Origin of the sequence: Kineococcus halophytocola (assembly GCF_041276425.1) — a bacterium.
GTDB lineage: Bacteria > Actinomycetota > Actinomycetes > Actinomycetales > Kineococcaceae > Kineococcus > Kineococcus halophytocola.
Map to the genome: position 1 here is coordinate 116,572 of NZ_JBGFTU010000001.1, position 26,873 is coordinate 143,444.

Below are 26,873 nucleotides of genomic sequence, written 5' to 3' on the forward strand. Positions count from 1 at the left end.
CCGTGCTGCATTCGTCGACGACGCCGAGCGCCAAGCGCGCCGCGTTCCGCCAGGCCCTCGCCGGGACCGACCTCCTGCGGTTCCCCGGCGCCTTCAACCCGCTGTCCGGCCGGCTCGTGCAGCGGCACGGGTTCGAGGGCGTCTACGTCTCCGGGGCCGTCCTGTCCGCCGACCTCGGGTTGCCCGACGTCGGGTTGACGACCCTGACCGAGGTCGCGGGCCGGTCCGCGCAGATCGCGCGGGTCACCGACCTGCCCGTCCTCGTGGACGCCGACACGGGGTTCGGGGAACCCCTCAACGTCGCCCGCACGGTGCAGGTGATGGAGGACGCCGGGGTCGCTGGTCTGCACGTCGAGGACCAGGTGAACCCCAAGCGGTGCGGGCACCTGGAGGGCAAGCAGGTCGTCGACGAGACGACCGCCGTGCGCCGGGTGCGGGCCGCCGTCGACGCCCGGCGCGACCCCGACTTCCTCGTCGTCGCCCGCACCGACGTGCGCGGGGTGGAGGGTTTCGAGGCGACCGTGCGCCGGGCGAAGGCCGTGGCCGACGCGGGCGCGGACGTCGTGTTCGCCGAGGCGATGGCCGACCTGGGGGAGTTCGAGGCGATCTGCTCCGCCCTTGACGTCCCCGTCCTGGCGAACATGACGGAGTTCGGGCGGTCCGACCTGTTCACCCACGAGCAGCTGCGCGAGGCCGGGGTCCGCATCGTCATCCACCCCGTCTCGCTGCTGCGGCTGGCGATGGGAGCGGCCGACCGGGCCCTGGGGGGGTTGAAGGACGCGGGAACCCTGGAACCGGTGGTGGGGCAGATGCAGACCCGCGCGGAGCTCTACGACCTCGTCGACTACGCCGGCTACGGCGAGTTCGACTCCTCCGTGTACGACTTCAGCCTGGAAGGGAACCGAGGATGACCCACCCGACGATCAGCAAGGGCCTGGCGGGGGTCGTCGCGGACACCACCGCGATCTCGAAGGTCGACCCGGACACGAACTCGCTGCTGTACCGGGGCTACCCCGTGCAGGAACTGGCGACGCGGTGCTCGTTCGAGGAGGTCGCCCGGCTGCTGTGGGACGGCGAGCTCCCCGACACCGGAACCCTGGACGCCTTCCGGGAACGCGAACGCACGGGCCGCGCCCTCGACGAGCGCGTCCGCCGCGTCGTCGACGACCTGCCCACCTCGGCGCACCCGATGGACGTCGTGCGGACCGCGGTCAGCGTCCTCGGGGCGCTGGACCCGCAGGCCGCCGAGAACTCCCCGGCCGCGGAGCTGGCCAAGGCCGAACGCCTGTTCGCGGCGTTGCCGGCGGTCGTGGCGCACGCTCAGCGCCGCCGCCGCGGGCAGGACCTGCCCGCCCCGCGCGAGGACCTGGGGTACGCGGCGAACTTCCTCTGGGCCGTCACGGGCGAGGAGCCGGACGAGGTCGCCGTCCGCACGTTCGAGACGTCCCTGGTCCTGTACGCCGAGCACTCCTTCAACGCCTCGACGTTCGCCGCCCGCGTCGTGACGTCCACGCTGTCGGACCTGCACTCGGCCGTCACCGCCGCCGTCGGGGCCCTCAAGGGCCCGCTGCACGGCGGGGCCAACGAGGCCGTCTGGGCGGCGTTCGAGGAGATCGGACCGGGCCAGGGGGCGCCGGACCGGGCCCGGGCGTGGCTCGCGGACGCCCTGGAGGACCACCGGAAGGTCATGGGGTTCGGGCACCGCGTGTACCGCCACGGGGACTCCCGCGTCCCCACCATGCAGGCCGCGCTGCGGGAGCTGGCGGGGGCCCGCGGCCGGGAGGACCTGCTGGAGCTGTCCGACGCGCTGGAGACCGCGGTGGTGCAGGCGAAGGACATCCAGCCGAACCTGGACTACCCCGCGGGCCCGGCTTACCACCTGCTCGGCCTGGACACCGACCTGTTCACGCCCGTCTTCGTCGCGGCCCGCGTCGTGGGCTGGACCGCGCACGTGGTGGAGCAGCGGGCGGCGAACTCCCTCATCCGCCCGCTGTCGGCGTACGACGGTCCGCCGCTGCGGCACGTGCCGTCGCCGCAGGCCTGAGCGGGCCGGTCAGGTGCTCCGGGCCGGTGCGGTGCGGCACCCGGCGAGGAGGCGGGTGACCATCTCGCGGGCCTGCTCGCGCCCGTACCCCGGCCCGGGGATGGACAGGTTGCCCACCGCGCGCAGCAGGGTGGGCGCGACGATCCGCGGGTCGAGCTCCCCGGACCGCTGACCGGCTTCCAGCAGCGACGCGCACGCCGGTACCAGCTCGTCCAGGACGAGGGCGTGCAGGTTCGCCAGGCCCGAGTCCTCGGAGAGCAGGGCCTCACCCAGGCCGTGCTTGGTGGCGAGGAAGTCGACGAACGCCGCGATCCAGCGTTCCAGCGCGTCGACCGGTGGGACCGCCTGCTCCCGCAGCGTCGCGGCCAGGGCCGTGCACTCCTGCACCTGGTGGCGGTACACCGCGCCCACCAGGTCCGCCCGGGTGGGGAAGTGGCGGTAGACGGTGCCCACCCCCACCCCGGCGCGGGACGTCCCCCTGCAGGTCAAGGTCACGGCGCCCGTGACGGGCCGCGACCTGCCTGTCCTCGCCTTCTCCCACGGCAACTTCTCCCACGGCAACGCCTGGTCCGTGGACGGCTGCGGACCCCTCGTGGACCGCTGGGCCGCCGCCGGGATCGTCGTCGTCCAGCTCACCCACCTGGACTCCCGCCGCCACGGGATCGGCCTCGACGACCTCCTCGCCCGGGTCGGCACCCAGGTCCCCGGGCCGGCGGAGCGCACCGACACCGGCTGCGTCGCCGTCGCCGGGCGCTCCTGGGGCGGGCAGAGCGCCGGGGCCCTGCTCGGGGCGCGCGTGCTGGACGCCGACGGCACCCCCGGGGAGGACTTCCGCCACCCGCCGTGCGGGCGGGCGCGCTCATCGCCACCACGGGGACCGGCGACAGCCTGACCCCGTCCGCGCGGGAGCACCTGCCGTTCATGCGCCCGGACTGCTCCACGACGACCGCTCCGACGCTCGTCGTCGGTGGGCAGGACCGGTCGGCGATGCCCACCCGCGGTCCGGACTGGTTCACCGACGCCCACCGCCCCAGCCCCGCCCCCCGGCGGCTGCTCACGTCACCGACGGCGAGCACACCCTCGACGTCCTCGGCGGGGACGCCTCCGCCTGGGACGACCTGCGGCAGCGGGCCGCCGCGAGCTCGGGTGCCTTCCACGTCGAGAGCCAGGACGGGGCGGACGAGGGGGGACGCCGGTAGCCCGGGCCGGGCGGACCGGGCCGGTCACCGGCACACTGCCGGGGTGGCGAAGCAGAGCGCCGGTGTCCTGCTGCACCGGGAAGGCGCGAGAGGGGTCGAACTCCTCCTCGCCCACCTGGGCGGGCCCCTGTGGGAGCGCAGGGACGAGCACGCCTGGACGGTTCCCAAGGGCGAACCCGAGGCGGGTGAGGAACTCCTCGACACCGCCCGCCGGGAGTTCTGCGAGGAACTCGGCCTGGCGGTCCCCGACGTGGAGCTCGTCGACCTCGGATCCGCCCGCCAGTCCTCCGGCAAGGTCGTCACGATCTGGGCCGGCCGGGCCGACCTCGACGTGACGACGATCGTGCCCGGGACGTTCACGATGCCGTGGCCGCCGCGCTCGGGGCGCACGGCGGAGTTCCCCGAGGTCGACCGCGCGCAGTGGTTCTCCCCGGCGGACGCGCGGGCCAAGCTGGTGAAGGGTCAGGTCGTGTTCGTCGACCGGTTGCTGGACCTGCTCGACCGGACCTGACCCCTGCTCGGGGACGGGAGGACGGCAGGAGCGTGTGACGGTGCTGCTCCCACCCGCTCGCAGAGCTGATCCGAACGGGTGAAGCGTGCGGCCGCAGACGGTCGACACCCTGCTCTGGACGGGGTGGACCTCGCCGGAAGGCCCCCTCGTGTCGGACGCCTTCCCTACGGTCGTCCGCATGATCGAGTCCTCAGCCACCGCGGCCGCGCACAGCTCGGTCCGCGAATCGGAACCGTCTCCCGGTTCGCTCCGGTTGGAGACCGGCCTCGGCGTCGGGCCGTTCGGGGTCCTGGCGAACCCGCGGTTCTTCCAGGGGTTCCTGGAGCACCCCGTCGCCGCGGCCCGCGGCCTCCTGGCCGTGGCGGCGGTGGCCCGCGCCCGGTACTCCACCGGCGGGCAGGCGGGGTTCCGCGACCCGGTCGTCACGGCCGACGGGACGTCGCTGCGTTTCGAGTCGTTCTCGAGCTGCTGCGGCGTCCACGCCCGGCTCGACCTGCTGCCCGATGGCCTCGACGGCGAGACCGCGCAGCGAGGCACGACGAACGTCGACGTGAATCTCCCGCTGCAGCGAGCACTCGCCCTCGTGGGGGACCGTGACCGCCTGCACGTCGCCGTGGGGCCGGAGGACCTGACGGTGACCACGCCGACCGCTTCCGTCACCGAGGCGAAGGTGGCGCTGCCGCCCCGCTGGGTCCGGGGTTTCGCCGAGGCGGCGGTGTCGCTGGCGCGGATGGACCTGCGGGCCGAGGTCCCCGCGGCCGAGGCCAGGAGGTTCCTGCGTGCCCTGCCGCGTGGTGCCCGGCAGCAGACCCTGTGGGTCGTCCCGGCCGGGCGGGGTCTGCGGACCGCCACCCGCCCCGTGCCAGGTGCGGTCTGCCTCGCGGGGCCGCGCCGCCTCGAGGCGCTGAACGCCCTGCTGCCGCTGGCCACCACCGTCCGGCTCCACGGTCCGCCCGTCACCGGACGACCGACGGCCAGTGCGTGGGAGATCGACCTGCCCGGCGCCCGGCTCACGCTGGTCCTGTCCCCCGAACCGGCCTGGGGTTTCTCCGGTGAGGGCGGCGTGCTGGAGGTGCTGGCCGCGGTGGACCCCGCTGACGACACTGCCCGGGTGCTGGACCTGCTGTCCTGGGTCCCCGGCCTCCCGCTGGAGGACGTCGCGGACGCCCTCGCCCTGGACGCGGCCCGCACCCGGCGCGCTCTGGTGGAGCTGGGGACCTCCGGCCGGGTGGGCTACGACCTGGCTGTCGCGTCCTGGTTCCACCGGGAACTGCCGTTCGACCCCGCGCGGGCCGCGTGTGACAACCCCCGCCTGCGCACCGCCCGCGCCCTGGTCGCCGAGGGTGCGGTCCACGAGCGGCCGGACGGTGTCGTGGTGGTGCGCCGTCCGGACGGTGAGCGCCGTGTCCGGCGCGCCGGCACCGGTTTTTCCTGCACCTGCCCGTGGTGGATCGAGCACACGGGTGCGCGCGGGCCCTGCAAGCACGTGCTGGCGGCGCGCATCGTCCTGCAGGCCCGGACGAGCGCGCCGGCACCGGCGGTGGTCTCGTGACCCCGCTGGTCGAGGAGCTCCGGGTCGCCCTGGACCGCGACAGCGCGAAGCTCGTCGCCGAGCTCCTCACCGGGGTCCCGGAGGCCGAGCGGGCCCCCTGCCGGACCCTGTTGAAGCACTACCGGGAGAACAGGTTCCGCGACGCCTGGGTGGTGGCTGCCGCCGGTCTGGAGAGCGGGGCCGTCGCGGTGGCCCGCCGGTTGCGCAGCGCGAGCCCACCGACGAGCTGGCTCCCGATCGCCGGGTACCACCCCGACCAGGCGCGGACGTCGGGGGCGCGAGCCTGGCCCCTCGTCGCCGACGTCCTGCTGGACCGGCAGGTGGCGTGGCTGCCCGACCTCGTGACCCGCCTCGCCGAGGTGGATCCACGGGGGTGGGGCGACGACCGGCAGGTGCTGACCGAGCGGCTGCGCCTGGCTCTGGACCTGCCGCGCCCCTGCGGTGCCGGGTACCTGCGCTGGGTCGTGCAGCAGCGGCTCAGCGTCTCCTGGCGACGGGACGACCGTTCGACCGCCGAACGGCTGCGCGCCGAACCGGACCCCGACGCCCTGGTCGCAGCGGTCCTGACGGTGCCAGGCATCGGCACCGAGCTGGACGTCCGGCGTGGGGAGCACCTCGCGCAGTGGGGGCCCGAGGGCTGGCACGCCGCCCTGCGGGAAACCCTTGCCGACGGCACGCTGGATCGGGACCGCTTCCTCGACGCCCTGCTCGGTGCGTTGCTGGTCGGCGGTCCCGTCGCCCACCAGCACGACCTGGCCGTCGTGCTCGCCGACACCCGGGTCTCCCCGGAGCAGACGGCGACCCGGGTCCGGGAGTTCTGCGCCCTGGTCCCCGAGAGCACCGGCCCCGTCGCCGGCGCCGCCCTGGACCTCGTCCGGGCTGCTGTCGCGGGCGAGGTCGTCACCGCCCGCGGCGCTCTCGCGGCCACCTCCGCCGCCTCGCACCGCAGGGAGAAGGGCCTGGTGCGCACCCACGTGCGCTGGCTCGTCGACCTCGCCCGGCAGCACCCGGACCTGCGCGACGACGTGCTGCTCGCGCTCGCGGAGGTGTTCGCCCACGAGCACCACGACCTCGCGCGGCAGGCGTGGGACGCGGTCGACGGACTGCGCGACGGCGCCACCGGTGCGGTCCTGGACCACCTGCGGCACCGGTCCGGGGACCTCCCCCCGGACGTGCGCGGGCGAGCCGGGCAGGCACTGGGCGGCGTGCCCGACGCCGCGGCCCGCGAGGCCGCCGACACGGCCGACGACGATTTCGCGCCACTGCCCCCGGCGCCCCACCCGCCCCGGGTGCACGACCTGGACGAGCTGGTCGAGGCGATCGTCCAGCACTCGCGCCACGGACGCCCGGGCGACGCCGAACGGGTGCTCGACGGCATGGCGCGCTTCGGCGCACGGGACCTGGGCGCCCTCGTCGCCGCCCTGGACCCGGTCGCCGACCGGTTCGCTCTCAGCTGGGAGCGCACGCCCCACTTCGCCGTCCACCCGTTCCTCGCCGCAGTCACCCGACGCCCCGGTGCGCCGCGCTGGCGCGGGGAAAGACCCCCGCCTCCTGGGCCGCTCCCCGCCGGTGGTGAGGGGGTGCTCGCCCTGCGGGCTCAGGAGGTCGTCGACCGGGTGCGCGCCGGGGAGTCGTCGCCGCTGCTGTCCTTCCCGGACACCGCGGTCGGTCACGTCGACCCCGACCGCGTGCTCGAGGACCTGCAGCGCGCCGCCGCGACGGGAACCGCGCCGTGGCCCGCCGACCTCGAGCAGACCTGGCTCCGGTTCCCTCGCACCGACCTCGCCCCCTCCTACCTCGACCGGCTGCGCTCGGTGGGCGCACCGGCGGCCGACTGGCTGCTGCAGCAGCTCACCGCCGCCCGCCCCGAGGCGCTGGCGACGGCCGAACCGGTCCCGGAGCGGGGTTCACGCAGCGGGTACCGGGTCGCGGCCGAGGGGGCGGGACGGCCCGCTGTGTCCCTGAGCGGTCCCGACGCACGAACCCCACTGGCCAGGCAGGGACTCGACGGGACGGGGCTGCCCGCCCAGGTCGTCGGGCTCTGGTGGTGGGGCGGTGGGTGGGAGGCGGCGTACGCGCTGAGCTGCCTGCCCTCGCACCGGGAGGTCGCGGCCGGTCACCTCGTCGCGGCCCTGGTGAACACCGAGCAGCGCCGCGAGGTCTCGATCGTGTCGGCGCTCGCGGCGCTGCCGGAGGCTCAGGGCCCCACCGGCCGGGCCACGCACCTGGCAGTGGCCTACGCGTTGCTCAGCTCCGACGAGCGGGTCCGGCTGGCCGCCCTCGACGCCCTGGGCGGGTTCACCGCCGGCGGCGGTCTCGACGCTCCTGCGGCGGGCGCGGTGCTGGGGGAGCTGCTCACGCTGGAGGAGGTGAAACCGGTGCGGGTCGCCCGGACCCTCGCCCCACTCGCCCATGCCGACCGACCGCAGGTGCGCGGTTTCGTCGCCCGCTACCTCCTGGCCGCGCTGACCACGGTGCTCCCACTGCAGCGCAAAGGATGTGCCGACCTCCTGGCGCTGGCCGCAGACGCCTGCCACGAAACGGGCCCCCACCCGCGGGTGTCCGGCCTCGCGGAGGTCGTGGCCGCCGGCGGCCGCAGCAGGCTGGTCGCAGAGGCCCGCCGGCTGCTTCCCCTCACTCAGCCGTGAGGGGGAGCGGAGCCGGGTCTGGCCCCCGGGGCACCTCAGCCGTCGATCTCGACCGCCCCGACGGCCGTGACCCGGCCGGAGCCGAACGTGTCGAACCACGCCTCGACGACGTCGAAGGAGGACTCGACGTCGCCGACGAGCAGCGTGGCCCGGCCCAGGGGGCCGGCGGCCAGGGCGTCGACCAGGTGGCCGGTCACCCCGGGGGCGAAGAGCAGGTCCTCGGCGTCCAGCCCGCGGTCGACGGATTCCACGGCCAGTTCGGCCGCCGTGCCGTAGCGGTCCTCCCCCGCGGCGCGCTGCGGTGCGGGCAGCGGGGCCAGCGCCTCGGGCGCCACCCCCTCGGGCCCGCCGGTCACGGTCGTCGACGTCACCCCGCGGGCCGTCAGGGCCGCGGCCGCCGGCAGCGGGTCGCCGTCGGCGACCAGCAGGAGCGGTTCGGCCAGGCGGGCCGCGGGTCCCGACGCCGCGAGGGCGTCGACGAGGTGGTCGTCCTCACCGGAGGCGACCCAGCCGTGGGCGGCCGGCGGCATGAGCGCGACGAGGTCGCGCGAGGTCTCGTAGCGGTCGGCCCCGGCGACGCGGGCCACGCTCGTGACACCGAGGGCCCGCAGCCGCTCCGCCGTCGCCCCACCCAGCGCGTCGGCCCCGCCGACGAGGAGGACGGCCCGCACCCGGTGCTGCTGCAGGTACGCGGCGGTCGCGGTGGGCACGGCGTCGCGGGTGCCGAGCAGCACGGGGGCGGCCAGGCTGCGCGCCAGCGGCGCCGCGGACAGCGCGTCGACGAGGTGGCGGTCCTCACCGCTGACGAGCACGGCCACGTCGGCCTCGGGGAAGCCGTGCTCGGCGATGGCGGCCGCGGTGGCGAACCGGTCGACGCCGCTGAGCTGGACGACCTGGTTCGCCGTCCCGTCCGGCAGCGGCGCACCCCGGTAGGACGTGCCCGCCGCGCACCCCGGGTGGGCGATCGGGAGCTGGGCGGAGCAGACCGGCCGCAGCGTCTCGAACCCGGCCGCGGGGGCGGCGGAGGCGGGGCCGGCCACCCCCAGGGAGGTCGCGGCCAGCCCGAGGACGAGGGCCGCGGGGGCGAGGGTGCGACGCAGGGCGGGGCGGTTCACGGGGCCTCCTGGGACTGGTGCGGGAGGGGCCAGTGTGGCAGCCGTGACGTCCCTGAGCAGGGGGTTCCGGGCACCCGACCGGCCGAGCGCACCCTCGACCCTCCTGTTTACTGGAGGGGTGATCCGCACCCTGCTCAACGGCAAGATCCACCGCGCCACCGTCACGGGGGCCGACCTGTCCTACGTCGGCTCCATCACCGTGGACGCGGACCTGCTGGAGGCCGCGGACATCGTCGAGGGCGAACTGGTCCACGTCGTCGACGTGACCAACGGGGCCAGGCTCCAGACCTACGCCATCACCGGCGAGCGCGGCTCCGGTGAGGTGTGCATCAACGGCGCGGCCGCGCACCTGGTCGACCCCGGCGACATCGTGATCATCATGTCTTACGTGCAGGTCGAGGAGTCCGAGCGCGCGGCGCACCGCCTCCACGTCGTGCACGTGGACGCCCGCAACGCCGTGGTGGCGCTCGGGACGGACGCGGCCGAGCCCGTCCCCGAGACCGTCTGACGGACCTCGGGAGCAGCGGGACCCGCTAGGCCGGGACGGGGGTCTTGACGCGGGCCTCCACCAGCACCGGCAGGTGGTCGGACCCGGCCTGCTGCAGCGTCTTCACCCGCTCGATGTGCATGCCCTCGGAGATCGCGAAGTCGAAGTGGCCGCGGAACCGGCGGCGCACGTACGTCGGCAGGTCGCTGTGGGAGACCTCGAAGCCCTGCTCGGACAGCCGGCGCGCCAGCGAGCTGGCGAACCACGGGTAGTTGAAGTCCCCGACGACCAGGGCGGCGGTGCCGTGGGCCGCGGCCCGGATGGCCCCGAGGGCCTCGGTGATCTGGTGGCGCCGCATGGCGTTGGTCGCCGAGAGCGGAGCGGTGTGGATGGAGGCCAGCGTCAGCAGCGCCCCGTCGTCGTGGAGGTCCTCGAAGCGCACCGCCAGCAGCCGCTCGTGCGCCGGGGACAGGAAGCGGTCGTGCATGGACCGGCGCAGCGGCCGCAGCTCGTGGCCGTGGGCGCGCAACCGGTCGGGGCGGTAGTACAGGGCCAGGCCCAGGCGGTTGCGCTGCGTGGCGCCGGCCAGGACCAGCGGGCCCACGGTCTCGGGCAGGCGCAGGGTGTCGCACTCCTGCAGGCACAGCGCGTCGACGTCGTGGACCTCGGCCAGGTCGGCCAGTTCCAGCGTCGCGCGCCCCTCGTGCAGGTTGTAGCTGATCGCCCGCAGTGCGCGTCCCGTCGGCTGTCCCACTCCTCGAACGTACCGCCCGCTCAGGGGGAACGCTCGGTCTCCACCGACCGCACCACCCGGTCGCCGATCTCGAGCAGCTGCCGGGTCTGCTCGGGGGTGAGGGCGTCGAACACCAGCCGCCGCACGGCGTCCACGTGCCCGGGGGCCGCCGCGACGACGGCGTCCCGGCCGGCGTCGGTGAGCGTGGCGAGGGTGACGCGGCCGTCGCCCGGGTCCGGGCGGCGCCGCAGCAGCCCGCGCCGTTCGAGCCGGCCCGCCACGTGCGACAGGCGCGACAGCGATCCGTTGGCCGAGCCCGCCAGGCACCCCATCCGCAGCGTGCGGTCGGGGGCCTCCGACAGCGCCGACAGCACCCAGTACTCGAAGTGCGTCAGGCCCGACTCCCGCTGCAGTTGACCGTCCAGGGCCGCGGGCAGGGCCGTCATGAGGGTGACGAGCCGCCGCCACGCGGCCTGCTCGTGGTCGTCGAGCCACCGGGGTTCCACGTCGCCTCCACTGCTTGACGGTTCAAGTCGCTCGCCCTACCGTCGATTGAAGCATCAAGTGAGGGTCCCGGGGAACGGGTCGGCCCCTCGACGTACCGTCGAGCGGTCCGGCCCGCCGGTGCCCACACTGGGCGCGGCGACCCCCCGCCCGCCCGGGGCACCGCAGGTCTGAAGAGAGGAACAGATCGTGACCCAGACACCCGTCGCGACCGTCCGCACCGCCGTCGACGTCCCGCTGCGCTTCGCGGACGGCTACCGCACCAGCGCCCGCGTCCACACCTTCGCCGGGCTCGTCGACGGCAAGGAGCACCTCGCCCTGTCCCTGGGGAACTGGCAGGGCCGCACCCCCCTCGTGCGCCCGCACAGCGAGTGCCTCACCGGGGACGTCTTCGGCTCCGAGCGGTGCGACTGCGGCCCGCAGTTCCGCGAGGCCGTCGAGCGCATCGCCACGGCCGGCGGGGTCCTGCTGTACCTGCGCCAGGAGGGCCGGGGCATCGGCCTGTACGCCAAGCTCGACGCCTACGCGCTGCAGGACAGCGGGTTGGACACCTACGAGGCCAACGTCGCGCTCGGTCGCGGCGAGGACGAGCGCGACTACACCGTGGCCGCGCAGATGCTCGGGGCCCTGGGGATCGAGGGCATCGCCCTGCTGAGCAACAACCCCGACAAGGCCGGCCAGCTCGCCGGCCACGGCATCGTCGTGGAGCGGCAGGTGCCCACCGGCGTGCACCTGTCGGCGGCCAACGCCCGGTACCTGCGCGCCAAGCGCGACCACACCTCGCACACGCTGGACCTGGCGGGCTGAGCGTGACGTCACCCCTGCTCCCCTCCGGCGCACCTGCCGACGGGCCCACTCACGGGTCCACCGACGCGCTGGACGCGCTGGACGAGCGGCACGTGCGGCGGGCCGTGGACCTGGCCCGGCACGGGGCCGGGACGACGTCGCCGAACCCGGTCGTGGGGTGCGTGGTCGTCGCGGCCGACGGGGCCGTGGTGGGGGAGGGGTGGCACGAACGGGCCGGGGGCCCGCACGCGGAGGTGAACGCCCTCACGGCCGCGGGCGGACGCGCCGCCGGGGGGACCGCCTACGTCACGCTGGAGCCCTGCAACCACCGCGGGCGGACCGGGCCGTGCGTGGAGGCGCTGCTGGCCGCCGGGATCCGCCGCGTCGTCTACGCCGTCGACGACCCCGGCGCCGTGCAGGGCGGGGGGGCCGGGCGGTTGCGCGCCGCCGGGGTCGACGTCCGCGGCGGTGTCCTGGCCGCGGAGGCCGAACGGGGCAACGAGGCGTGGCTGACCTCGGCCCGCCGGGGGCGGCCCCACGTGCTGTGGAAGTTCGCGGCCACGCTGGACGGGCGCTCCGCCGCGGCCGACGGGACCAGCCGCTGGATCTCCTCACCGGCCTCGCGGGCGCAGGTGCACGACCTGCGCCGGCGGGTCGACGCGATCGTCGCCGGGTCCGGCACGGTGCTGTCCGACGACCCGCACCTGACCGCCCGTTCCCCCGACGGGGCCCTGCAGGGGCGCCAGCCCCTGCGCGTCGTCCTCGACCGGCGCGGGCGGGTCCCCACCACCGCCCGGGTCCTCGACGACGCCGCCCCCACCCTCGTCTCGACCGCCGCCTCCCCCGCGGAGCTGTTGCAGGAGCTGCACTCCCGCGCGGTGGTGTCGGTGCTGCTGGAGGGTGGGCCGACCCTGGCCGGTGCGTTCCTCGCGGCCGGTCTCGTCGACCGCGTCGTGGCCTACGTCGCCCCCGCGCTGCTGGGGCAGGGCCCGTCCGCCCTGGGACCGGCCGGGGTCGGGACCATCGCCGAGGCCGTCCGCCTCGACGTCGACGAGGTCGAGGTGGTCGGCGGCGACGTGCGCCTGTCCGGCCGGCCCGTGCGCTGACCCGGCCGGACGAGGGCCGCCACGGCGGCCCGGGCGGGATCAGCGAACGCGGCTGCCGTGGTCGGAACGGGCGACCGACAGGACGACCCGCCCGTGCACGTCGTCACGGCCAAGGACCGCGCGGGTCTGCGCGCTGATCCACTCCGCCTGCGCCGCGACCTCGTGCAGGTCGGCGGTGGGTTCGCAGGTGGCGCGCAGCTCCAGGACGAGCTCCCCGCGGTCGTCGATCGTGCGGCCCCTGGCGCTGCGGACGCCGGGGTGGGCGGCGAGCAGCTCGGCGGCCGTGCGGGCCGGGCCGTCGGCGGCCAGGCGCAACCGCCCGGAGGCCTGGTTGCCCGGCAGCGTCAGGTCGTCGGTGCCGCGGCGGGGCAGGTGGGCCACCAGCCACCACACGGCCAGGACGCCCAGGACCACGGCGGCGACGGCGGCCGACGCGGCGAACCAGCCGGCGCGCACCGCGTCCCCGGTGCCGGAGACGAGGCGGTCGCCCGTCCCGGGCAGCACCTGCGCCAGCCAGCCGCCCCACCACGCGACGGCCGCGACCCCGCCGACGAGGAGGACCAGGCCGAGCACGAACGCCACGAGACGGTCCACTCCTAAGACCTTGCGGCTCACCGGTTCCCGTCCTTCCCGCCCGCGCGGGGCGTGTGCAGGTGCAGCTTGACGCGGGGCCGGGGGTCCAGCCCGGCGACCAGGTCCTCCAGGGACTGCTCGAGCCGGGCCCGGACGTCCGGGGAGGTGGCGTGCACGCGGACCTCCAGCGAACGGCGGGTCGCCGAGCTGGAGGCCTTCAGGACGCCGTCGGTCCCCGACGCCGTGGTCGTGGCCAGGCGGGCCAGGTCGTGGGTCGTCGTGCTGACCCCGGCCCCGGACCCGGCTCCCGAGTCGGCTCCTGAACCGGTCCCGCGCAGGGACAGGGCGTGGCGCGAGCGGCGGGCCACCGCGGTCAGCAGCAGCCACACCCCCACCACGACCGCGACGACCCCGGCCACGGGCACGACGGGTGCGGTGCGGCGCAAGCCGTCGAGCCCGTCGGCGGCCGGGGCCAGCCAGCTGCTGCCGGACAGCGTCCCCCAGCTCACGAGCGCCTCGCGGCCCAGGACGACCGCGAGCGCCAGGAGCAGGACGGCCAGGACGGGGCCGACGACACCGATGCGGCCGGCTCCCGTGGGCGCCGAGGCCGGGGCCAGCGGCCGGGTGTCCTTCGTGAGGTCGACGTCGCTCACTCGACCCTCCTCCCCGTGTCGTGCTGCGGCAGGACGTACCGCTCGACGGTGACGTCGCAGGCGTCGACGGTGTAACCGCCGAGGTGGTGCAGTTGCGTGCGGACGCGGTCGCGGACCGCGGCGGCCAGGTCGGCGGCGGGCGTGGGCCACGAGCCCGCCACGTGGACGTGGACGCGGACCCGGTCACCGGCGCGGGTGCAGTCGACGCTGGGCAGGGCGCGGCCCAGGACGGTGTCCACGGCCCCTCCCACGGCCCGGCGGGCCTGCTCGGCGGGGCCGGAGCCGGGGGCCGGAGCGGGTGCGGCGCCGGTGCGGACGCTGCCGGGGACCTCGACGGCGGCCCGGGTCGCGATGCGCTCGGCCACGCGGTCGGCGACGTCGGTGCGCCCGCGGTCGGCGGCGTCGGGGCGGGCGTCCTGCGGGGGCAGGGTCCCGGTCTCAGCCACGGCTGCGTCCGGGCAGCAGGGAGCTCAGGTCGATCCGACCCTCCAGGTGCGCGCCGACGAGGTAGCCGACGGCGCCGAAGAGCAGGGCGAGCACGAGCCAGCCGACACCGGCGGTGCCGGCGATGAGGGCGAGCAGCAGACCGGCCAGCAGGCCGGTGGTGGACGACGACATCTGGACTCCTCGAGCAGGGTGGTCGGTGGGGACGGGCCACGGGGTCCTCGTCGGGACCCCGTGGCCCGGGGGGCCCGGGGAGGGCCCGCAGGCGGGTCAGGGGGCGGGGGGTGCGGCCGGGTCGGCCGCGAGGTCCGCCACGTTGACGAGCACGGCCGGGTGCAGGCCGTCGACCGCGAGCCGACGGTCCACGGCGTCGTGGACGGCCTGGGCCGTCTGCCGCACGGGGGCGTCGGCGGTGAGCACGACGTGCACCTCCACCGGGTGCGAGCCGTCGGCGTCGCGCGCCCGCGCGGTGAACGCCTCCTCGCGCAGACGGATCCCCCCGACGCGGCGGCCGGGCAGGTAGGTCCCGATCTCCCCCCGGTTTCCGGGGTGCAGGGCGCTGACCCCGGGGACGGCGAGGACGACGGCGGCCAGGTCGTCGGCCAGCCGTTCGATCGTGACCTGCTCGGCGACCGCCCGGCGCGCGGTGCCGCGGTCCGCGGGGTGGTCGGCCGCGGTCACTGGACCCGTGCGACCGGCGTCTCGGCGTCCTCGTCGTCCTCCTCGGGGAGGTGGACGTCGGAGACGGCGAGGTTGACCTCGGTGACCTCCAGGCCGGTCATGCGCTCCACGGAGGCGATGACGTTGCGGCGCACGGCGGAGGCGAGATCGGTGATGGGGACGCCGTACTCGGCGATGAGTTCGATGTCCACGGCGGCCTGGCGTTCGCCGACCTCGACCGAGACGCCCTGGGAGTGGTTCACGCGGCCGCCGGGGATGCGCTCGCGCAGGGCGCCGACGGCGCGGGCGGCGCCACCGCCGAGGGCGTGGACACCGGAGATGTCCCGGGCGGCGATGCCGGCGATCTTGGAGACGACGGTGTCGGCGATGGTGGTGGCGCCGTGGTCGCTGCCCAGCCCGGCCGGCTTGGCGGAGTTCCGCTCGGGGGCACCGGGACGGGTCGTGCTGGTGGTCACGTCGGACATGGTTCCTCCTGCGTCTCGACCGGCCGCCCTGCGCGGCCGGATCGTCCGTTCAGCAGGGTCGAGTCGCGGACCGGGAGAACGTCACGCTCTCAATCATGTGACGTGCGTCACATCTCCTCAGGTCGGGCCGGTGGGCCGGGGGACCCCGCCGCCGCGACCTCGCGCAGCGCCGTCCGGAACGCCCGGACGGCCGGACGGCCACCGGCGCCGCGCCGCACCCCCGTGAACAGGCGACGGGTCGGAGCCTCCGGCAGGTCCACCACGCGCAACCGCAGGGGCCCGGCCCGCACGAGGTCGGGCAGCAGGGCGACGGCGTGCCCGGTCTCGACCAGGTGCACGTGCAGCAGGGCGTCCGGGGTCCGGATGCGCACGTCCGGCTCGAAACCGGCCCGGCGGCACCGGGCCAGCGCCCAGTCCCCGGGGTCGGTGCCCTCCGGTTCCAGGACCCACGCCGCCGCCGCCAGGTCCTCGATGCGCGTGGCGCCCGCCCACGGGCCCCCCGTCGGCACCGCCAGCCGCAGCCGGTCGTGGACGAGGTCCTCCTCGTCCACCTCGGCCGAACGCGGGTGCGGGCGGTCGGGGTACTCCTCCCCCAGGACGAGGTCCACGTCCCGGGCGGCCAGCGCCGAGAACGCCGTCGCCGGCTCGCGGTGGTCGATGACGACGCGCAGCGCCGGGAACCGCTCGGCCAGCAGCGACAGCGTCCGCGGGACCAGGGCGAACAGGACGGTCTGGAAGCTGGCCACCCGCAGCACCCCGGCCACCTCCCCGTCCAGGGCCGCCAGGTCCGCCTCGGCCCGCTCCAGCTGGGCCAGGACCACGTCGGCGTGCCGCACGAGCACCCGGGCGGCGGGGGTCAGCACCACCCCGCGACCGACCTTCTCCAGCAGCGCCACCCCCGCCTCGACCTCCAGCTGGGACAACTGCTGGGACACGGCCGAGGGGCTGTAGCCGAGCGCGGCCGCGACGGCGGCCAGGGTCGAGCGGCGGTCGAGCTCGCGCAGCAGCCGCAACCGGTGGACGTCCAGCACGGTCCCTCCCGACCCGTCAGAAGAACTGAACGGTACCGCGGAGAAACGTGCGCTGGACAGGACGGTCCGGGTCGGCAGACTGGGGACGTGGGTCCCGTCCTCCTCGTCATCGGTTCGTGCACCTCGCTGCAGGTCGGCGCGGCGCTCGCCGTCCACCTCTTCGCCCTCGGGGGGAGCACCGGGACGACCCTGCTGCGCCTGGGGTTCGCCGCGCTCGTGCTGCTCGTCGCGGTCCGCCCGCGCGTGCGGCGCTGGACGGGGCTGCAGTGGCGCGCCGCCGTCGCGCTCGGCCTGAGCCTGGGGGCGATGAACGGCTGCTTCTACGCCGCGATCTCCCGGATCGACCTCGGGACGGCCGTCACGATCGAGTTCCTCGGGCCGCTGACGCTGTCGGCCGTCCTCAGCCGCCGCGCCCGGGACCTGCTGTGGGTCGCGCTCGCGCTCGTCGGTGTCGTCGTCCTGGGGGTCACCGGCGAGCACCACGGCGGTTCCCTCGACCCCGTCGGCGTGCTCTTCGCGCTCCTGGCCGGGGTGTTCTGGGCCGCCTACATCATGACCAGCGCCCGCGTCGGCGCGGTGGTCCCCGGCCACGGCGGTCTCGCCGTCGCCACCGCCGTCGGGGCGCTCGTCCTGGTCCCGCTCGGTGCCGGCGGTGCGCTGCAGGCCCTCTCGGCGCCCGAGGGCCTCTGGCTCGCGTTCGGGACGGCCCTGCTCGCCAGCGTCGTGCCCTACTCCCTGGAACTGGCCGCGCTGCGCCGGCTGCCCCAGCGCACGTTCGGCATCCTCCTCAGCCTCGAACCCGTCATCGCCTCCCTCGCGGGGTGGGCGCTGCTGGGGCAGCGGATGACACTGCTCGGCGGCGTCGGGGTCGTGCTCGTCGTCCTGGCCTCGGCGGGGGCGACCGCGACCGCCCGGGCGGACCGGCGCCCGGTGGAGAACGGCCGGGACCGGGTGGACCTCACGGCCCCGGCCGGCTGAGGCCGCCGACGGGCCCGTGCCCGGACTGGCACGCTGGTCGGGTGACCACCTCGACCGCGCGGTACTGGACCTGGGGACGGCGCCTGGAGGTCGTCGGCTACGTCGGGGGAGTCGTCGCCGGCGTGGGACTGGCCGTCGACAACGCGCGCGAGCGGAACTGGTGGTGGCTGGTGGCCGCCGTCCTCATCGTCGTGGTGGCCGGCCGGGAACTGCTGCTGACGCTCCGCCGCGGGTCCGCGGCGGGCCATGCGGCCGCCGACCGCCGTCGGCAGGAGGTGCAGGAGGTGCAGGAGGCCAGGTCTGCGTTGACCGACGACCGGCTGCGGGCGCTGGCCGAGCAGCACCGGCTGGACGTGACGACCTCGTCGGGGAAGATCGCGCTCATCAGGGTGCTGCGGGCCGAAGACCCCCGGCTGACCCTGGTGGACGCCAAGACCCTGGTCGACGGTCTGCAGCGGTAGGCGGGCCGGGTCGTGCCGGCGGGCGACCGGGCCGCCCTCGGCGGTGGCCGAGCTCGCGCTCGTGACGTCGCGTCACGCCTCCTCGCCCGATCGGGCTACAGGTGCGGCCCCGGACGGCCGAGGCAGTGGGGGAGCAACGACCCCCCGCAGCCCAGATCGTCCGGAGGACATCGTGGACACCACCGCCCGCACCCCCCGCCGCACCACCACCCGCCGCCGTCGCCTCCTGGGGGCGGCCGTGGCCGTGGCCGCCGCGGCCGGTGTCGCCGGGGCGGGGGCCGCGCACGCGGACGGACCGGGTCTCGTCGGCGACGGTGGGCAGGCGTGGCGTTCCTACGAGCTCGTCAACACCGCCCGCGCGCAGGCGGGTCTGCCGGCGCTGGGGCTGATCGAGGAGGCCAACCGCGTCGCGACCGACTGGGCGTTCCGGATGGCCGGTGACGCGCAGCTCAAGCACAACCCGGACCTGTCCCGGCAGCTCCAGGGGTGGTCGCTCGTCGCGGAGAACGTGGGCGTCGGTGCCGACTCCGACCAGCTCCAGGGCGCCTTCATGGCCTCCCCGGGCCACCGCGCGAACATCCTGCGCGCCGAGGTCAGCGTCGTCGGCCTCGGCGCCGTCCGCTCCCAGGACGGGCGCCTGTGGGTCGTCCAGGTCTTCGAGCAGCCGAACGGGCCGGTCGCCGGGTTCCACCCCGCTCCCGCGCCCGTCGCCCAGCCCGCGGCGCAGCCCGCCGCGCAGGTGGCCCCGCAGCCGCTGCCCGCTCCCGCCTCCGCCGTCGCCCCCGAGCTCGAGCGGGACCTGCGCGACCGGGCCTGAGCGCGGGTCCGCCCGCTCAGGGGCGCCGGCGCCGGCGCCGGCGGTGCTCGACGAACGCCTCGAGGTTCTCGCGGTAGTGGTCGGCGACGGCCTGGGCCGCGGCCTCGTTGCGGTAGCCCTCGTCGACGCGGATCGTCACGTAGACCTCCCACGCCCCGTCGCTGCGACGCCCCAGCCGCACCTCGGTCCACTCGTCGTCCAGGTGCGGCAGCAGCATCAGTTCCGGGAAGTTGCCCGGGTCGGCCAGCAGGTCGTCCGCCATGTCCCCACCCTGGACCCTCCGGCCCGGTGCGGGCGGCAGGACACGGCGAGGGCGCGCCCGCCGGGGCCCCTCACCGGTCGCCCAGCACCTCCACGTCACCCAGCCGCCGCCGCCACCGCGGCAGGTCCCGCCGCCGCGGCCGCACGAGGTGCGGGGTCCGGGCCGCGAGCAGCAGCGGCAGGTCCCGCAGGCTGTCGCTGTAGGCGTGCTCGACGGGCAGCTCGATCCCGGCCCGGCGCAACGCCTCGACCTTCGCCCCGCCCCGGATCGCCGCCGCGCGCGGCGTCCGCCAGCGCCGGTGCTCGTAGGCCGTGGCGACCAGTTCGACGTCGGCCAGGCCGAGGGCGTCCAGGACGAGCCGGGCCAGCGGTTCGGCGCACGCCGTGGCCACGACCACCCGGTCACCGGCCGCGCGGTGCTCCCCGACCCGGTCCAGCGTCTCGGTGATCACCCCGGCGCGGGCGTGCCGCACCGCGTGCTCGCCCCACGACCGCCGGAGCGCCGCCTGCGTCGTCCCGACGGTGGCCGTCGCGACGACGAGCAGCTCCGCGCGGCGGTCCAGCAGGAGGAGCGGGGCGAGCGCGAGGGCGGCGACCAGGCGCGGCGGCGAGCGCCGCCACCGCCGCAGGAGGAACGCGCCGAAGGCGTCCCCGGCGACCAGCGTCCCGTCCAGGTCGACCACGACCGCGCGCCGCCGCCCCGCAGGGCGACGGCGCACGGACGGGAGCTGCGCGGGGGGCCGGTTCAGGAGCTCTGCTGCTCCGTCAGCCAGCCGAAGGGGGCGGCGATCGCCTCGGCGGCCTGCGGCCCCCACGTCCCCGGCTCGTACGGGTGCAGCTCGGGACGCTCGTCCAGCATCGGCGCGACGACCCGCCACGCGTCGCGCAGCCCGGCCGAGGTGGTGAACAGGGCACGGTCGCCGATGAGCACGTCGCGCAGCAGCGCCGCGTACGGCGGCAGCGGTTCGGCGTTCGGCAGTTCGGCCAGGTCCAGGTAGAGCCTGCCCGGGACGAGGTCGTCGGACACACCGGGACGGCGGGCCGTGACCCCGGCGAACACGGACCCGTTGCCGGACAACGTGAACGTCAACGTCTCGGGCGCGGCCTCGTCGTCCTTCTGCGGCGAGTTCAGCGGCCGCTTGAACACGAGGGTCACGTTCTGGTGGCTCTCGGCGAGCTTCTTGCCCGTCCGCAGCACGAACGGGACGCCCTGCCAGCGTTCGGTGTCCACCCACACGCGCGCCGCGACGAACGTGTCCGTCGTCGATCCCTCGCGGACGTCCTTGATCTCCTGGTAGCCCGTGCCCTGGCCGAGGATGACCTCGGCGGGGTCCACCGGCCGGATCTTCGTCAGCACCGCCTCGCGGGCCTGGGCCAGCGCGTCCGAGGTCCAGTCCGCCGGCGGTTCGAGGGCGACCTCGGCGGCGACCTGCAGCAGGTGCGTGACGAGCATGTCCAGCGTGGCGCCGGTCTCGTCGTAGAACGTCGCCCGGTCGTCGACCCCGAGCACCTCGGGCACGTCGATCTGCACCTGCGCGACGTGCTCGTTCGACCACAACTGCTCGATCATCCGGTTCGCGAACCGGATGACGTGCAGCTGCTGCGTCGCCTCCTTGCCCAGGAAGTGGTCGATGCGGAAGACCTGCTGCTCGTCGAAGACCGACAGGACGAGCCGGTCCAGCTCCTCGAACGACTCCGGCGACGTGCCGTAGGGCTTCTCGTAGACGACCCGGGTGCCCTCGGCGAGGCCGTGCGCGGCGATGGCCTTCGTGTAGGACTGGAACGTCGAGGGCGGCAGGGCGAGGTAGTGGACGACCTGCGCGTCCTCGCCGACCTCCGCCTTCGCCGCCGCGATCGCGTCGAGCAGCTCGCCCGGGTCGTCCTCGCTGAACCCGCCGCCGGCGAACCGCAGCCCGGGCAGGATCGTGTCGATCACCTCGTCGGTGACGCCGCTCTTGCCGCGGGCGAACTCCCGCAGGCCGTCGCGGACGTGCTCGCGGTACTCCTCGTCGGGGGTGGCGCGGCGACCGCTGCCGATGAGGACCCACCGCTGCGGCAGCAGGTCGGCGGCGGCCAGGGCCGCGAAGCCCGGCATGACGAGCCGTTTGGCCAGGTCGCCGCTGGCCCCGTAGACGACGAAGACGGTGGGGCCGGCGCTCGTGGTGGCGCCCAGCGCGTTGTTCATGCGTCTCCAACTCGAGACTCGTGGGGGGACGTGCGGGGGTCCCGGTGCGGGACCGGCGCCTACGCTACCCGCGTGAGGAACACCACACCGTGGGCGGACCGGTTCGGGTTGGGCCTGGCCGCCGTGGGCCGCCCGGCGTACATCACCCTCGGCCGCGAGCAGGATCTCGCCGCCGGCCGCTCCGTGGAGCAGATGCAGGCCCGCTGCCACGACCTGCTCGACGCGGCGTGGGACGCCGGGGTGCGCTACGTCGACGTCGCCCGCTCCTACGGCCACGCCGAACGCTTCCTCGGCACCTGGCTCGCCGCCCACCCCGGCCGCCGCGAGCAGCTCACGATCGGGTCCAAGTGGGGCTACGAGTACGTCGGCGCCTGGACGCTGGACGCGGCCGTGCACGAGCGCAAGGACCACTCCTCGGCCCTGTTCGAGCGGCAGTGGTCCGAGACCTTGGAGGCCCTCGGCGGTCCGCCGGACGCCTACCTCGTGCACTCCGTGACTCCCGACTCCGGCGCCCTCGACGACGAACCCCTGCTGCGGGCGCTCGCCGACCTCGCCGGGACCGGTGTGCGGGTGGGGATCTCCACGAGCGGGCCGGCGCAGGGCGCCGTCGTGGACCGCGCGCTGTCGCTGTCCACGCCGTTCACCGCGGTGCAGTCCACGTGGAACCTCCTGGAACGCTCGGTCGGCCCGGCCCTGGCCCGGGCGCACGCGGCGGGCTGGCTCGTCGTGGTCAAGGAGGGCGTCGCCAACGGGCGCCTGACGGTTCACGGCGCCGCCCCGGTGCTCGCGCAGCTCGCCCGCCTCGACGGCCAGACCGTCGACGCGTTCGCCCTCGGCTCCGCGCTGTCCCAGCCGTTCGTCGACGTCGTCCTCAGCGGCGCGGTGACGCGGGAGCAGCTGGCGCAGAACCTCGCCGCGCGCCCACCGGCCGCCGTGCCGGACGGTGTGGTGGAGCGGCCCGAGGAGTACTGGGCGACGCGGAGCGCGCTGCCCTGGGGGTGACCCTCACCCGGCCGGGGAGAAACCCCGCGCGACGACGAACGCCACGGCCGTCACGTCCACGACGACCCCGACCACCACGAGCAGCAGGAGGTGGGCCGAGGTCGTCGCGTCCCGCAGGTGAGCGTCCGTGAGCAGGTGGGCCGTGTGCCGGCACTGCCGGGACCCGGCCAGGTGGTGCGAGACGACCCCCGACGCGGCGCACGCCACCCCGAGGGCGACGGCGGCCGCTCCGAGCTCGGGCGCGGTGAGCCGGGCGCCTCCCAGGGACAGGACGCTCGACGCCAGGCAGGTCCGGCGCCAGGCAGGTCCGGCGCCAGACAGGTCCGGCGCCAGGCCGGCGTGGTGCGTTCGGGCTGCAGACCGGGGTCGAACAGTTCGCGGTCCGTCACCGGGACAGCAGTCCGAGGACCACCGGCAGCAGGGAGGCCGCCAGCCGCAGGTCCGGCTGCAGCGGCAGGTCGAGAGACCCTCCAGGGCGACCCCCGCGGCCAGCAGCGCCAGGGACGTGCACTCGTCGGCGGGGGAGAACCGCGGGTCCGGTTCGTCTCCCACGCCGTGGACGGAGCGCGGGAACCGGGCCGGTCGCTCGGGCGGGCGCCGGGTGCTCACGGCCAGGCGGTACCGAGACCGGTCGTCGGTCGAGCGGGTCCTCGCGGGAACGGGTTCTGATCCCGCGCGGTCGGACCTCCTGCGCGCCGGGGCGGCCGTCCTCGACGGCGAACTACCGCCGAGTCAGCGTCGGCGCGTCGGGCGCCGACGGTCCGGCCACCGTTCCCGCCCGGGCCGGCATCGCAGCGGCGGGGTCGCGCACCTCGGGACCCTCGTCCCACGTGCCGGCGGGAACGGTGCGGCACTGCCGTCCGCCGAGCACGTCCAGGGACGCGGGGATGCCGAATCCCAGGCCCCGGTGCAGTCGCAGACCGCCGTCGGAGCGGGGGTGTCCCCCAGCGTCCTCCACCCGTGGCTCGCCTCACACGTGGCTCTCCTGACTGGTGCGTGAACCGTCGGCGGCTCCCACGGCCCGGTGACGGCGGGCAGAACCCACCGAGGGTGAGCATCGCCAACGGCACCAACGGCGTCGCGGGATGGAACCCGAACGCCAACCGCGTCGACGCCCGGAGCGTCGTGCTCGTCGACTCCACCACCCCGTTCGACAACCCGTGCTCGAACGTCGTCTCGATCGCCGGACGGTGTCCGACGATCGTGCGCGACAGCGCCACGAACGCCGGGACCCGGCACCGCCGCGCCCACCCGATCCGCTCCAGCTGCGCGGCCTGCTTCTCGGTCGGGTCCTCGGGGTTCGCACCCCTTCGCCCACCGCGCACCCGTCAACGCCCGCGCCGACCCGGCTGCGAGGGCCCTCGGCGCGGTCTGGACGACGTCGAGCGGGCCGTCGCCCGCCACGTCGAGCGGTACGACAACCGCCGGCTGCACGGCGAGCTCGGCATGGTCCCGCCGGTCGAGTTCCAGGCCCAGTTCGAGATCGCGGCCCGCGCGGAGGTCACCGCCGCCTGAGCGTTGCTTCACACCGTCTACGGAACCCGGGCCTTGACAGGTGGGCGATGTCGATGCCCATCGCCCGCGCGACGGCGATCGCCAGCGCGCCGATCGAGGCGGGCTGGTCCACGACGACCAGGATCCGTCCGTGGGTTTGCCGCTCGGTGAAGACGGCCCGCAGTTCGGCCTCATCGTTGCTCAGCGCTCGATCGTGCGGGCGTGGTGGTTGCTCTGGCCGACGTCGATGCCGCACGACACCTCGTAGGGGTGTTCGGTCCGCGCCACCCGCTGACCTCCGTGTCGTCGTTCTCGTCCGACGGCAGGCCGACCGAGACGCCCGCGTCAGCAGCCACGTCGCGAACAGCGGTAGCAGTCAGACAGGTCCCTGTGAGCGATCACCGGCGTCCACCCGCCGCCGGTGACGACACCCCCGGGTCACGCGAGCTGCGGGGGGACTCAGTCGTACCGGCGGCGGTGGCCCGCCACCCCTCGCGGGGTGGTCGACAAGGTGACGGGGGGCAGCCTCAGCGTCGCGTGCGGCTTCGCCGAACCGCGGCGGGGGCGTTGACCGACGGCGCGGTGGGCGGCGCGGTGGGGGCCCCGGTGCCCGGACCCTGCCCCGGTCCTCCGGAACCACCCGGCCCGCCCGGCACACCGCCCCCGCCGGTGGCTTCTCGCCCGGCCGGGTCGATCGGCGCGGTCAAGGCCACGGTGTACCCGGCGGTGACGTCGCCGGTGACGGTGGCCAGTTCGGTGGCGGCGTCGTCGTCGCCGAAGACGTTGTCGGTCTCCAAGGAGACCTGGGCCATGTTGGTGATGCTCCGGCTGTAGCCGGTGGTGGCGTACACGGCGTCGGCGGCGTCTTCGGGGATGGCCAACTGAGAGGTCTTGCGGATGGTGCCGCTGCCGCTGGTGGCCTCGGCGATGGTCGAGTAGACCTGGAAGTGGATGTGCGGCCAGCGCCCGGAGTAGCAGGCGGGGAAGATGCTGGTGAAGCTCACCAGACCGGCAGCACTCGTCGTGGCGATTCCGCGCAGGTAGTTCTGGTCCGTGATCCCGGTGGAGTACAGGGAGTAGTTGCCATCGCGATCGCAGTGCCACAGGTACACCGCGTGACCCGGCAGCGGGTTTTCGTCGAGGTCGGTGATCGTGAGGTTGATCGTCAGCGGGATGCCCGTGGCGGTCAGGTTGTTGGTCGTGCCGAAGGTGGAGCGGATGTCGTTCCGGACGATGCCGTCGGCGGTGCGGATCTCGACGCCGTTGCTGCCGTCGCCGGGGTAGGGGCCGGCGGTCTCGGACTCGATCTCAGGGACGGCCGCCGCCGCGGGCTGTGCGCCGACGATTCCGGCGACGGCGGCGGCAGCGCCGGCGCTACCCAGGCCGGTGAGCATGCGGCGGCGGCTGAGGGTGGCCAGGTCGAAGGCCAGGCCGTTGTCGTGCACCGCGCGGACGTAGGCGGCGTTGTCTACCTGGTTGTCCAGCGCCGGGTCCGGAGCGGGGTCGACGAACGATTCCGCGTCGTTGCACTGCAAGGGGTTCATGAAGAGTCTCCTGGGATTGGGACCCGGCTCGAAGCCGGGCTGTGATCGGGCTGGTGCCGAGGTCGTGGAGGCGACCGCCTCCGAAACCCCGAAGAGGTGCGGAGCCGTGGGTTCGTCCCAGCTCGCCTGCTACTGCAAGGCGGCCGTGATCTGGGTGTAGACGGCGTCGGAGACGGCGTCTGCGCTGCCGAAGACGAGGGCGTGAGAGATCGGGGTGCCCGCCGTGGTGGCGTCCTCGGTCAGAGCGGTGAGCACCTGTGCGGTGCTGGTGGGCAGCGTGTCCTTGCGCGTCAAGAGCATGGGGCCGCCCTCGAAGGCCAGGAGAGCCGACCCGGCCATGGCGTCGGGCCAGTTCTCTCCCGTGGCGACTCCGACGGCGGTGGTGGCGTCGCTGAAGGCGCCGGTGGAGGTGAACTGTTGTGCGACCAGGGCGGCAGTGGCGTAGCGGTCGGCGCCGGCGAGGTCGTCCCAGGTGCCGGAGGCACCGGTGGTGACCGCGCTGACGGCGGCACCACCGACGGCGTACTTCACCTCGAAGGTGCGTGAGCCCAGGTAGGCGCTGGTGGCGGTGCCCAGCTTCGTCCCGTCGCTGAGCAGGACCACGCCCAGGGCGTGGGTGGTGTCGGGGTCCTGCACGCCCATGAAGGCGCCGGCGGCCAGGCCGTCGGGGAAGTTCTGACCGGTCACCACCGAGACGGTGTCGGCCTGGGGCATCGCCTCGGCGATCGCGACGGCGGTGGCGTAGCGGTCAGCGCCGGCCAGGCGGACCGTCTCGAAGCCGAGCTCGTGGACGGCGGTTTCGACGTCGGAGGACAAGGCGTTGGTGTCGCCCAGCAGGTAGACGGTGCCACCGGTGGGCAAGACGTCCTGCAAGGAGACTGCGACGGCAGGGTCGAGGCTGGCGGTGGAGGTCAGCAGCAGCGGCCCACTCTTGTCGGCAGCCAGGGGCGCTCCGGCCAAGGCGTCGGCGTAGGTGTCGGAGCGGGTCAAGACCACGGCCTGAGCTTTCCGGCCGGTGAACGCCGCTGCGGTGGCGACGGCGGTCGCGACCCGGTCGGCGCCGTAGACGCGGGTGACGGTGGTGGCCGCCAGGGCCGGGCTGGTGCTGCAGACCACGACGGCGGCGGCGGCAGTTGCCGCAGCGACGCTGAAGCGGAGGGGACGGGAGAGCAGACGCATGCTGGGGTAACCCTTCGAACCTCGATGTGTGGACGGGCCGATGGCGGGACCGGCCGGGTGAGCAGTTCAACCCTAGAGTCGATTTGTTACTTTCAGCCGATTGCGAAGGACTCACAGTGACGACACAGAACTCTCCGCCGGCTGGACGTAGTGGTCGTGGCCCTGAGCAGGTGCCACCACGGTGCCCGTCCGCGCACAGCGCGGGTCTCCGTCGGCCGGCGGTGCCTGTGCGGGCGGCGCGGACCGCGGCCAGGCCGTTGCCGGCCGTCCGCACCTCCCCGCCCTCGTCGTCAGCTCCGCAGCCGGGGGACCGTCGATCCGAGGACCGTGGTGAGTCCGCGCGTCGTGGAGCGGTCCGCTGCGCCTCATCGCGCAGGAACCCTGGCTCGGGCCGTGGTCGGGCCGCGCGGCAGGAGCGGGG

29 protein-coding genes and 3 pseudogenes are annotated in these 26,873 nt (G+C 75.3%); 13 read left to right on the plus strand and 19 right to left on the minus strand.

Annotated features, from left to right (window positions below; all coding sequences use genetic code 11):
• Window positions 1–2: 2 nt before the first annotated feature.
• Entirely contained in the window at window positions 3–911 is a 909-nt protein-coding gene (gene prpB, locus AB2L27_RS00615) for a methylisocitrate lyase (RefSeq protein WP_370439514.1), read from the plus strand.
• Complete coding sequence (locus AB2L27_RS00620; protein ID WP_370439515.1) at window positions 908–2,044, plus strand: bifunctional 2-methylcitrate synthase/citrate synthase; 1,137 nt, start codon at window positions 908–910, stop codon at window positions 2,042–2,044. The genes prpB and AB2L27_RS00620 overlap by 4 nt, the downstream gene beginning before the upstream one ends.
• A 9-nt stretch (window positions 2,045–2,053) precedes the next feature.
• On the opposite strand, the pseudogene AB2L27_RS00625 reads toward AB2L27_RS00620, so the two are convergent.
• Window positions 2,054–2,512 (minus strand): annotated as a pseudogene (locus AB2L27_RS00625) (TetR/AcrR family transcriptional regulator); the annotation flags it as partial.
• Between AB2L27_RS00625 and AB2L27_RS00630 the strand changes: the two are divergent.
• The 4 genes and pseudogenes from AB2L27_RS00630 to AB2L27_RS00645 all read left to right on the plus strand — a co-directional run bounded on the left by AB2L27_RS00630 (window position 2,490) and on the right by AB2L27_RS00645 (window position 7,954).
• Window positions 2,490–3,243, plus strand: a pseudogene (locus tag AB2L27_RS00630) (alpha/beta hydrolase). The pseudogenes AB2L27_RS00625 and AB2L27_RS00630 sit on opposite strands and share 23 nt — an antisense overlap.
• Window positions 3,244–3,286: 43 nt before the next feature.
• Complete coding sequence (locus AB2L27_RS00635) at window positions 3,287–3,754, plus strand: NUDIX hydrolase (protein WP_370439517.1); 468 nt, start codon at window positions 3,287–3,289, stop codon at window positions 3,752–3,754.
• Between the two features lie 178 nt (window positions 3,755–3,932).
• Window positions 3,933–5,306, plus strand: coding sequence for an SWIM zinc finger family protein (locus AB2L27_RS00640; protein ID WP_370439518.1), 1,374 nt, complete (start codon window positions 3,933–3,935; stop codon window positions 5,304–5,306).
• On the plus strand, window positions 5,303–7,954 hold the full coding sequence (locus AB2L27_RS00645; RefSeq protein WP_370439519.1) for a hypothetical protein: 2,652 nt from the start codon (window positions 5,303–5,305) through the stop codon (window positions 7,952–7,954). Before AB2L27_RS00640 ends, AB2L27_RS00645 begins: the two co-directional genes overlap by 4 nt.
• 35 nt (window positions 7,955–7,989) lie before the next feature.
• Here the strand turns inward: AB2L27_RS00645 and AB2L27_RS00650 are convergent, their stop codons facing one another.
• Entirely contained in the window at window positions 7,990–9,069 is a 1,080-nt protein-coding gene (locus tag AB2L27_RS00650; protein WP_370439520.1) for a cell wall-binding repeat-containing protein, read from the minus strand.
• A gap of 118 nt (window positions 9,070–9,187) precedes the next feature.
• On the opposite strand from AB2L27_RS00650, the gene panD reads away from it, so the two are divergent.
• Window positions 9,188–9,577: an aspartate 1-decarboxylase gene (gene panD, locus AB2L27_RS00655; protein ID WP_370439521.1), complete on the plus strand. Its 390-nt coding sequence runs from the start codon at window positions 9,188–9,190 to the stop codon at window positions 9,575–9,577.
• Between the two features lie 25 nt (window positions 9,578–9,602).
• Here the strand turns inward: panD and AB2L27_RS00660 are convergent, their stop codons facing one another.
• The gene (locus tag AB2L27_RS00660; protein WP_370439522.1) at window positions 9,603–10,310 is read right to left on the minus strand and encodes an endonuclease/exonuclease/phosphatase family protein; all 708 of its coding nucleotides are present in this window, start codon (window positions 10,308–10,310) and stop codon (window positions 9,603–9,605) included.
• Between the two features lie 20 nt (window positions 10,311–10,330).
• Window positions 10,331–10,735, minus strand: coding sequence for a MarR family winged helix-turn-helix transcriptional regulator (locus AB2L27_RS00665; RefSeq protein WP_370439732.1), 405 nt, complete (start codon window positions 10,733–10,735; stop codon window positions 10,331–10,333).
• A 247-nt stretch (window positions 10,736–10,982) separates the two neighbouring features.
• On the opposite strand from AB2L27_RS00665, the gene AB2L27_RS00670 reads away from it, so the two are divergent.
• On the plus strand, window positions 10,983–11,600 hold the full coding sequence (locus AB2L27_RS00670) for a GTP cyclohydrolase II (RefSeq protein WP_370439523.1): 618 nt from the start codon (window positions 10,983–10,985) through the stop codon (window positions 11,598–11,600).
• A 68-nt stretch (window positions 11,601–11,668) separates the two neighbouring features.
• Window positions 11,669–12,685 carry a bifunctional diaminohydroxyphosphoribosylaminopyrimidine deaminase/5-amino-6-(5-phosphoribosylamino)uracil reductase RibD gene (gene ribD, locus AB2L27_RS00675; protein ID WP_370439733.1) on the plus strand — a complete coding sequence of 339 codons (1,017 nt, stop codon included), beginning with the start codon at window positions 11,669–11,671 and terminating at the stop codon, window positions 12,683–12,685.
• Between the two features lie 39 nt (window positions 12,686–12,724).
• Here ribD and AB2L27_RS00680 read toward each other — a convergent pair whose 3' ends face one another.
• The 7 genes from AB2L27_RS00680 to AB2L27_RS00710 form a co-directional block, all read right to left on the minus strand.
• Window positions 12,725–13,300 carry a hypothetical protein gene (locus AB2L27_RS00680; RefSeq protein WP_370439524.1) on the minus strand — a complete coding sequence of 192 codons (576 nt, stop codon included), beginning with the start codon at window positions 13,298–13,300 and terminating at the stop codon, window positions 12,725–12,727.
• Window positions 13,297–13,911 carry a DUF6286 domain-containing protein gene (locus AB2L27_RS00685; protein ID WP_370439525.1) on the minus strand — a complete coding sequence of 205 codons (615 nt, stop codon included), beginning with the start codon at window positions 13,909–13,911 and terminating at the stop codon, window positions 13,297–13,299. The genes AB2L27_RS00680 and AB2L27_RS00685 overlap by 4 nt, the downstream gene beginning before the upstream one ends.
• Window positions 13,908–14,357: an Asp23/Gls24 family envelope stress response protein gene (locus AB2L27_RS00690; RefSeq protein ID WP_370439526.1), complete on the minus strand. Its 450-nt coding sequence runs from the start codon at window positions 14,355–14,357 to the stop codon at window positions 13,908–13,910. The genes AB2L27_RS00685 and AB2L27_RS00690 overlap by 4 nt, the downstream gene beginning before the upstream one ends.
• On the minus strand, window positions 14,350–14,529 hold the full coding sequence (locus AB2L27_RS00695) for a DUF2273 domain-containing protein (protein ID WP_370439527.1): 180 nt from the start codon (window positions 14,527–14,529) through the stop codon (window positions 14,350–14,352). Before AB2L27_RS00695 ends, AB2L27_RS00690 begins: the two co-directional genes overlap by 8 nt.
• Before the next feature lie 96 nt (window positions 14,530–14,625).
• On the minus strand, window positions 14,626–15,036 hold the full coding sequence (locus AB2L27_RS00700; RefSeq protein ID WP_370439528.1) for an Asp23/Gls24 family envelope stress response protein: 411 nt from the start codon (window positions 15,034–15,036) through the stop codon (window positions 14,626–14,628).
• Window positions 15,033–15,500 (minus strand): Asp23/Gls24 family envelope stress response protein, encoded by a 468-nt coding sequence (locus tag AB2L27_RS00705; RefSeq protein WP_370439529.1) that lies wholly within the window; start codon window positions 15,498–15,500, stop codon window positions 15,033–15,035. The genes AB2L27_RS00700 and AB2L27_RS00705 overlap by 4 nt, the downstream gene beginning before the upstream one ends.
• Before the next feature lie 107 nt (window positions 15,501–15,607).
• A complete protein-coding gene (locus AB2L27_RS00710; protein ID WP_370439530.1) occupies window positions 15,608–16,531 on the minus strand; it encodes a LysR family transcriptional regulator in 924 nt (307 codons plus the stop codon).
• Window positions 16,532–16,618: 87 nt separating this feature from the next.
• On the opposite strand from AB2L27_RS00710, the gene AB2L27_RS00715 reads away from it, so the two are divergent.
• The 3 genes from AB2L27_RS00715 to AB2L27_RS00725 all read left to right on the plus strand — a co-directional run bounded on the left by AB2L27_RS00715 (window position 16,619) and on the right by AB2L27_RS00725 (window position 18,787).
• On the plus strand, window positions 16,619–17,509 hold the full coding sequence (locus tag AB2L27_RS00715) for an EamA family transporter (RefSeq protein WP_370439531.1): 891 nt from the start codon (window positions 16,619–16,621) through the stop codon (window positions 17,507–17,509).
• A 41-nt stretch (window positions 17,510–17,550) separates the two neighbouring features.
• On the plus strand, window positions 17,551–17,970 hold the full coding sequence (locus AB2L27_RS00720) for a hypothetical protein (protein ID WP_370439532.1): 420 nt from the start codon (window positions 17,551–17,553) through the stop codon (window positions 17,968–17,970).
• Window positions 17,971–18,142: 172 nt separating this feature from the next.
• Window positions 18,143–18,787, plus strand: a complete 645-nt coding sequence (locus AB2L27_RS00725) for a CAP domain-containing protein (RefSeq protein ID WP_370439533.1) — start codon at window positions 18,143–18,145, stop codon at window positions 18,785–18,787.
• Between the two features lie 16 nt (window positions 18,788–18,803).
• Here the strand turns inward: AB2L27_RS00725 and AB2L27_RS00730 are convergent, their stop codons facing one another.
• The 3 genes from AB2L27_RS00730 to AB2L27_RS00740 all read right to left on the minus strand — a co-directional run bounded on the left by AB2L27_RS00730 (window position 18,804) and on the right by AB2L27_RS00740 (window position 21,233).
• Window positions 18,804–19,049: a hypothetical protein gene (locus AB2L27_RS00730; RefSeq protein WP_370439534.1), complete on the minus strand. Its 246-nt coding sequence runs from the start codon at window positions 19,047–19,049 to the stop codon at window positions 18,804–18,806.
• A 70-nt stretch (window positions 19,050–19,119) separates the two neighbouring features.
• The gene (locus AB2L27_RS00735) at window positions 19,120–19,767 is read right to left on the minus strand and encodes a haloacid dehalogenase-like hydrolase (RefSeq protein ID WP_370439535.1); all 648 of its coding nucleotides are present in this window, start codon (window positions 19,765–19,767) and stop codon (window positions 19,120–19,122) included.
• A gap of 26 nt (window positions 19,768–19,793) precedes the next feature.
• A complete protein-coding gene (locus AB2L27_RS00740; RefSeq protein WP_370439536.1) occupies window positions 19,794–21,233 on the minus strand; it encodes a glucose-6-phosphate dehydrogenase in 1,440 nt (479 codons plus the stop codon).
• Between the two features lie 72 nt (window positions 21,234–21,305).
• Here AB2L27_RS00740 and AB2L27_RS00745 point away from each other — a divergent pair, with 72 nt between their 5' ends.
• The gene (locus tag AB2L27_RS00745) at window positions 21,306–22,235 is read left to right on the plus strand and encodes an aldo/keto reductase (RefSeq protein WP_370439537.1); all 930 of its coding nucleotides are present in this window, start codon (window positions 21,306–21,308) and stop codon (window positions 22,233–22,235) included.
• 3 nt (window positions 22,236–22,238) lie between these two features.
• On the opposite strand, the gene AB2L27_RS00750 is transcribed toward AB2L27_RS00745, so the two are convergent.
• The 5 genes and pseudogenes from AB2L27_RS00750 to AB2L27_RS00770 form a co-directional block, all read right to left on the minus strand.
• The gene (locus tag AB2L27_RS00750) at window positions 22,239–22,442 is read right to left on the minus strand and encodes a hypothetical protein (RefSeq protein ID WP_370439538.1); all 204 of its coding nucleotides are present in this window, start codon (window positions 22,440–22,442) and stop codon (window positions 22,239–22,241) included.
• 398 nt (window positions 22,443–22,840) lie between these two features.
• Window positions 22,841–23,560, minus strand: a complete 720-nt coding sequence (locus tag AB2L27_RS00755; protein WP_370439539.1) for a transposase — start codon at window positions 23,558–23,560, stop codon at window positions 22,841–22,843.
• A gap of 206 nt (window positions 23,561–23,766) precedes the next feature.
• Window positions 23,767–24,017: pseudogene (locus AB2L27_RS00760) on the minus strand (IS110 family transposase); the annotation flags it as partial.
• A 239-nt stretch (window positions 24,018–24,256) separates the two neighbouring features.
• Window positions 24,257–25,273, minus strand: a complete 1,017-nt coding sequence (locus tag AB2L27_RS00765) for a dioxygenase family protein (protein WP_370439540.1) — start codon at window positions 25,271–25,273, stop codon at window positions 24,257–24,259.
• A gap of 129 nt (window positions 25,274–25,402) precedes the next feature.
• Window positions 25,403–26,452, minus strand: a complete 1,050-nt coding sequence (locus AB2L27_RS00770; RefSeq protein WP_370439541.1) for a cell wall-binding repeat-containing protein — start codon at window positions 26,450–26,452, stop codon at window positions 25,403–25,405.
• Between the last annotated feature and the right edge of the window lie 421 nt (window positions 26,453–26,873).

Bases quoted from the DNA above. Each gene is read 5' to 3' on its own strand.
- AB2L27_RS00620 (WP_370439515.1), top strand. From the start codon at position 908: ATGACCCACCCGACGATCAGCAAGGGCCTGGCGGGGGTCGTCGCGGAC.
- AB2L27_RS00640 (WP_370439518.1), top strand. From the start codon at position 3,933: ATGATCGAGTCCTCAGCCACCGCGGCCGCGCACAGCTCGGTCCGCGAA.
- AB2L27_RS00665 (WP_370439732.1), bottom strand. From the start codon at position 10,735: ATGACGGCCCTGCCCGCGGCCCTGGACGGTCAACTGCAGCGGGAGTCG.
- AB2L27_RS00695 (WP_370439527.1), bottom strand. From the start codon at position 14,529: ATGTCGTCGTCCACCACCGGCCTGCTGGCCGGTCTGCTGCTCGCCCTC.
- AB2L27_RS00705 (WP_370439529.1), bottom strand. From the start codon at position 15,500: ATGTCCGACGTGACCACCAGCACGACCCGTCCCGGTGCCCCCGAGCGG.
- AB2L27_RS00730 (WP_370439534.1), bottom strand. From the start codon at position 19,049: ATGGCGGACGACCTGCTGGCCGACCCGGGCAACTTCCCGGAACTGATG.
- AB2L27_RS00740 (WP_370439536.1), bottom strand. From the start codon at position 21,233: ATGAACAACGCGCTGGGCGCCACCACGAGCGCCGGCCCCACCGTCTTC.
- AB2L27_RS00765 (WP_370439540.1), bottom strand. From the start codon at position 25,273: ATGAACCCCTTGCAGTGCAACGACGCGGAATCGTTCGTCGACCCCGCT.
- AB2L27_RS00770 (WP_370439541.1), bottom strand. From the start codon at position 26,452: ATGCGTCTGCTCTCCCGTCCCCTCCGCTTCAGCGTCGCTGCGGCAACT.